A 5,219-nucleotide genomic window follows, 5' to 3' on the forward strand; every position below is an offset into this window, starting at 1 on the left:
CTACAACCACGACGAATATGCGGCTGCGATCCTGAAGGCCTTCGTGCGCGAGCAATGCACCTGGGTGGTGGAAAAGCACGGCGATTTCCAGCGACTTTATTACGCGCATCATCTGGGCGGCAATCGCCACGCCCGTGACCGCTTCGCCGGACACCTCTATTTCGACGATTGCGACCAGTTCTGCGAGCGCTGGGACCAGTCGAGCTTCGACCCCGATTACGAGACGCTGCCGATCGAGTTCTTCCGGCCCTTCGTGCTCGAAGTTTTCGCCCGCAAGGCCTACGACCCGGCGGTGATCCGCGCCGGCGAGCGCGTCGCCCTTACCGACCCCGAAACAGCCAAGACGAGAACCGGAGCCTGACCATGAGCATCATCAACAAGGCGGCCGCCATCGGCGGCGGCGTCATCGGCGCCGGCTGGGTGGCGCGGCTGCTCTTGAACGGCATCGACGTCGCGATCTTCGATCCAGATCCGGAAGCGTCACGCAAGGTGGGCGAAGTGATGAAGGGCGCGCGCCGCGCCTATAAGCAGATGCTGCCCGGCGGCCTGCCCAAGGAGGGCAAGCTCACCTTCGCCAAGACCATCGCCGAAGCAGTCGCCGACGCCGATTTCATCCAGGAAAGCGTGCCGGAGCGGCTCGACCTCAAGCACAAGGTGCTGGCCGAGATCGACGCGCATGCGCCGGCCAATGCCATCGTCGGCTCGTCGACCTCCGGCATCAAGCCGACCGACATGCAGGTGGCGATGAAGAAGCATCCGGAGCGACTGGTGGTTGGCCATCCGTTCAACCCGGTCTATCTGCTGCCGCTAGTCGAGATCGTCGGCGGCGAGCAGACCTTCCCGGAGGCGATCGAGGTCGCCAAGGAGCTCTACGCCTCGATCGGTATGAAGCCTGTGGTGGTGCGCAAGGAGATCGAAGCCTTCGTCGGCGACCGTCTGCTCGAAGCCGCATGGCGCGAGGCACTGTGGCTGGTCAAGGACGGCATCTGCACCGTCGAGGAACTCGACGACATCATGCGCTATTCCTTCGGCCTGCGCTGGGCGCAGATGGGCATGTTCCAGGTCTATCGCGTTGCCGGCGGCGAGGCGGGCATGCGTCACTTCATGGCGCAGTTCGGGCCTTGCCTGAAATGGCCGTGGACCAAGCTGATGGATGTGCCGGAATTCAACGACGAGCTGGTCGACCTGATCGCCACCCAGTCGGACGAGCAGGCACATGGCCTGTCGATCCGCGAGCTGGAGAAGATCCGCGACGACAATCTGGTCGCGATCATGGACGCGCTGTCGAAGCAGAACAAGGGCAAGGGCTGGGGCGCCGGCGCGCTGCACAAGGACTATACCAGGCAGCTCGCCAAGCTGGCGGCGAAGAAGGCTTCCGCCAAGGTCACGGCCAAGGCCGAAGCGGCCAAGCCGGCGAAGAAGGCCGCGAAGCCGGCAAACTCTGCGAAACCGGCCAAGGCTGTGAAGGTCGAGAAGCCGAAGAAGAAGAGCGGCAAGAAGAAGGGCTGAGGCGATGCAGTTCGGTCTCTCGGAAGAACAGAAGCTCATCGTCGAGACGACGCGCGCCTTCGTCGAGAACGAGCTCTACCCGCATGAGCGGGAGGTGGAGCGCACCGGCGTGCTGCGCCGCGAGCTGATCGACGAATTGAAGGCTATGGCGATCGAAGCGGGGCTGTACGCTGCCAACATGCCGGCCGATGTCGGCGGCGCCGGGCTCGATACGGTGAGCTGGCTGCTCTACGAGAAGGAGCTCGGCCGCGCCAATTACGCGCTGCACTGGACCTGCGTGGCGCGTCCCTCCAACATCCTGCTCGCCGGCACGCCGGAGCAGCGCGAGAAATACCTCTTCCCCTGCATCCGCGGCGAGAAGTGGGACTGCCTGGCGATGACCGAACCCGGCGCAGGTTCCGACCTGCGCGGCATGAAGGCGACCGCCGTGCAGGACGGCTCGGACTGGGTGCTCAACGGCACCAAGCACTTCATCAGCCACGCCGATCTCGCCGATTTCGCGATTTGTTTCATGGCCTCCGGCGAGGAAGAGACCCCGCGCGGCAAGCGCAAGAAGATCACCGCCTTCTTCGTCGACAAGGGCACCAAGGGTTTCACGGTGCGCGACGGCTACCGCAATGTCTCGCATCGCGGCTACACCAACTCGATCCTTGAGTTCGACGACTGCCGGCTGCCGGCGAGCCAGGTGCTCGGCGAAGTGCACAAGGGCTTCGACGTCGCCAACTCCTGGCTCGGCGCCACGCGCCTCCAGGTCGGCGCCACCTGCCTCGGCCGTGCCGAGCGCGCTCTGTCGCACGCCATCGAATATGCCGCGCAGCGCCAGCAGTTCGGCCAGCCGATCGGCAAGTTCCAGGGCGTGTCCTTCAAGCTCGCCGACATGGCGACGGAGCTGAAGGCCGCCGATCTGATGGTGTTCGAAGCCGGCTGGAAGTACGATCAGGGCACCGTCACCGACCAGGACATGGCGATGGCCAAGCTGAAGGCCACCGAGATGCTCGCCTTCGTCGCCGACGAAGCGATCCAGATCCATGGCGGCATGGGGCTGATGGACGACCTGCCGCTGGAGCGCATCTGGCGCGATGCGCGCGTCGAGCGCATCTGGGAGGGCACGTCGGAGATTCAGCGACATATTATTTCGCGGGCGCTGCTGCGTCCGTTCGGAGCTTAGAGCATGATGGTCCAAAGCCGGAATCCGGCTTTGGACGGGATCATGCTCAAACGAAAAGATGACCATGCATAAACTCGAACGTCTCCTGCGCCCCAAATCGATCGCCGTGTTCGGCGGGGCGCAGGCCGCCGCCGTCGTGGCTCAATCGATCAAGATGGGCTTTGCCGGCGAAATCTGGCCGGTGCATCCGACCAAGGATGAGGTCGCCGGCCGCAAGGCGTACCGCTCCGTCGCCGACCTGCCTGGCGCGCCGGACGCCGCCTTTGTCGGCGTCAACCGGCATCTCACCATCGAGGTGATCAAGGCACTGGCCGAGCGCGGCGCCGGCGGCGCCGTCTGCTTTGCCGCCGGCTTCCTCGAGACCGAGGCCTATGACGAGGACGGCGAGCGGCTGCAGGCCGAGCTCGTCGCCGCCGCCGGCCAGATGCCGATCATCGGGCCGAACTGCTACGGCCTGATCAACTATGCCGACGGCGCGCTGCTGTGGCCCGACCAGCATGGCGGCATACGGCTGGCCGAGGGCGGCAAGGGCGTCGCCATCATCACGCAGTCGTCCAACATCGCCATCAACATGACGATGCAGAAGCGCGGCCTGCCGATCGCCTTCCTGATGACGGCGGGCAACCAGGCGCAGACCGGGCTCTCCGAAATGGCGCTCGGCCTCATCGAGGACGAGCGCGTCACTTCGCTCGGCCTGCATATCGAGGCCTTCGATTCGGTGGCGGGCTTCGAAAGGCTGGCGGCCCGGGCGCGCGAACTGAAGAAGCCGATCATTGCCATGAAGGTCGGGCGGTCCGAACAGGCAAGGCAGGCGACGGTGTCGCACACCGCTTCGCTCGCCGGCTCCGACGCCGCCTCCGGCGCGTTCCTCAAGCGGCTCGGCATCGCGCGCATCGATTCCATTCCGGCCTTCATCGAGGCGCTGAAGCTTTTGCACATCACCGGTCCGCTGCCGGGCTACAAGCTGTCTTCGATGAGCTGCTCCGGTGGCGAGGCCTCCGTCATGGCCGACAGCGCCGAGGGGCGCTGGGTGCATTTCCCGGCGCTGACAGCCGAGCATCGCGCCCATGTCAAATCGACGCTCGGTCCGCTGGTGGCGGTTGCCAATCCGCTCGACTACCACACCTTCATCTGGAACAACGAGCCGGCGATGACCGCGACCTTCACCGCCATGGTGTCGGGCGGTTTCGACTTGAACATGCTGGTGCTCGACTTCCCGCGCCCGGACCGCTGCTCGGACGTCGACTGGTGGGCGACGCTGCGCGCCTTCGAAGCGGCGCTGAAGACCAACAAGGCGCAAGGCGCGATCGTCTCCTCGCTGCCGGAAAACCTGCCGGAGGAATACACTGCAGGCCTGATGGCGCGGGGCATGGTGCCGTTGTTCGGCATTTCCGAAGCCATGGATGCCGCCCAGGCTGCCGCTTTCATCGGCTGGGCCTGGCGCGAGCCGCAGGCGCAGCCGGTCGACACCACAGCGGCAGGCGCATCCGAGGCCAAGCGCGTGACGCCGGACGAGGCCGAAGCCAAGGAAAGGCTGATCAAGGCCGGACTGCCGGTGCCGAAGGGCGAGCGCGCCTCCAATGCGGTCGAGGCGGTGATCTCCTCCATGACGCTCGGCTTCCCGGTCGCTCTCAAGGCGCTCGGCGTGACGCACAAGTCGGAAGTCGGCGCCGTCAGGCTGAACCTCAAGGATGCCGAATCCGTCAGCGCCGCCGCGCACGACCTTCTGCCGCTCGGCACCGGGCTCTATGCCGAGCGCATGGTGCGCGACGGCGTCGCCGAGCTGATCGTCGGCTTCACCCGCGACCCGATGTTCGGCGTGGTGATGACGCTGGGCACCGGCGGCGTGCTGGTGGAACTTTTGCGCGACAGCGTGACGCTGATGCTGCCGGCGACGCGCGACGACATCGAGGCGGCATTGCGTGGGCTGAAGCTCTATCCTCTGCTCGAAGGCTATCGCGGCCGGCCGAAGGCCGACGTCAACGCCGCCATTGACGCCATCGCCGGCATTGCCGACTTCGTGCAGAAGAACGAAGGCGAGATCGAGGAACTCGACATCAACCCGCTGATCGTCTGCGCCGAAGGCAAGGGCGCATGGATCGCGGACGCCCTCTTGGTGCTTGGAGAAAAGAAGAATGGCTGACGTCATCACCACCCGCCGCGAAGGCGCGATCCTCGAGGTCACGCTCGACCGGCCGAAGGCCAACGCCATCGACCTCAAGACATCGCGGCTGATGGGCGAGACCTTCAAGGCGTTCCGCGACGATCCGGAGCTGCGCGTCGTCATCGTCAAGACGGCCGGCGACAAGTTCTTCAGCGCCGGCTGGGACCTGAAGGCGGCCGCTGCCGGCGATGCGGTCGACGGCGACTATGGCGTCGGCGGCTTTGCCGGCCTGCAGGAACTGCGCGACCTCAACAAGCCGGTGATCGCCTGCGTCAACGGTATGGCGGTGGGCGGCGGCTTCGGGCTGGCGCTGTCCTGCGACCTCATCTACGCCTCGGACCATTCCTCCTTCGCACTGCCGGGGATCCGCGCCGGCAC

The 5,219-nt window shown here is 65.7% G+C and carries 4 protein-coding genes and 1 pseudogene; all 5 read left to right on the forward strand.

The features are described 5' to 3' along the window. Positions 1-361, forward strand: a pseudogene (locus EOA28_RS24100) (HD domain-containing protein); the annotation flags it as partial. 2 nt (positions 362-363) lie between these two features. After that, positions 364-1,509, forward strand: a complete 1,146-nt coding sequence (locus tag EOA28_RS24105; protein ID WP_127251748.1) for a carnitine 3-dehydrogenase — start codon at positions 364-366, stop codon at positions 1,507-1,509. A gap of 4 nt (positions 1,510-1,513) precedes the next feature. Continuing rightward, positions 1,514-2,677, forward strand: a complete 1,164-nt coding sequence (locus EOA28_RS24110; RefSeq protein ID WP_127251747.1) for an acyl-CoA dehydrogenase — start codon at positions 1,514-1,516, stop codon at positions 2,675-2,677. Positions 2,678-2,741: 64 nt separating this feature from the next. Next, the gene (locus EOA28_RS24115) at positions 2,742-4,820 is read left to right on the forward strand and encodes an acetate--CoA ligase family protein (protein ID WP_127386306.1); all 2,079 of its coding nucleotides are present in this window, start codon (positions 2,742-2,744) and stop codon (positions 4,818-4,820) included. After that, on the forward strand, positions 4,813-5,219 hold a 407-nt coding region (locus EOA28_RS24120; protein WP_189342159.1), incomplete at its 3' end, for an enoyl-CoA hydratase-related protein. The genes EOA28_RS24115 and EOA28_RS24120, both read left to right, overlap by 8 nt.

This window comes from Mesorhizobium sp. M2A.F.Ca.ET.067.02.1.1, from assembly GCF_004023285.1.
In the GTDB taxonomy this organism is placed as follows: domain Bacteria; phylum Pseudomonadota; class Alphaproteobacteria; order Rhizobiales; family Rhizobiaceae; genus Mesorhizobium.

Bases quoted from the DNA above. Each gene is read 5' to 3' on its own strand.
- EOA28_RS24105 (WP_127251748.1), top strand. From the start codon at position 364: ATGAGCATCATCAACAAGGCGGCCGCCATCGGCGGCGGCGTCATCGGC.
- EOA28_RS24110 (WP_127251747.1), top strand. From the start codon at position 1,514: ATGCAGTTCGGTCTCTCGGAAGAACAGAAGCTCATCGTCGAGACGACG.
- EOA28_RS24115 (WP_127386306.1), top strand. From the start codon at position 2,742: ATGCATAAACTCGAACGTCTCCTGCGCCCCAAATCGATCGCCGTGTTC.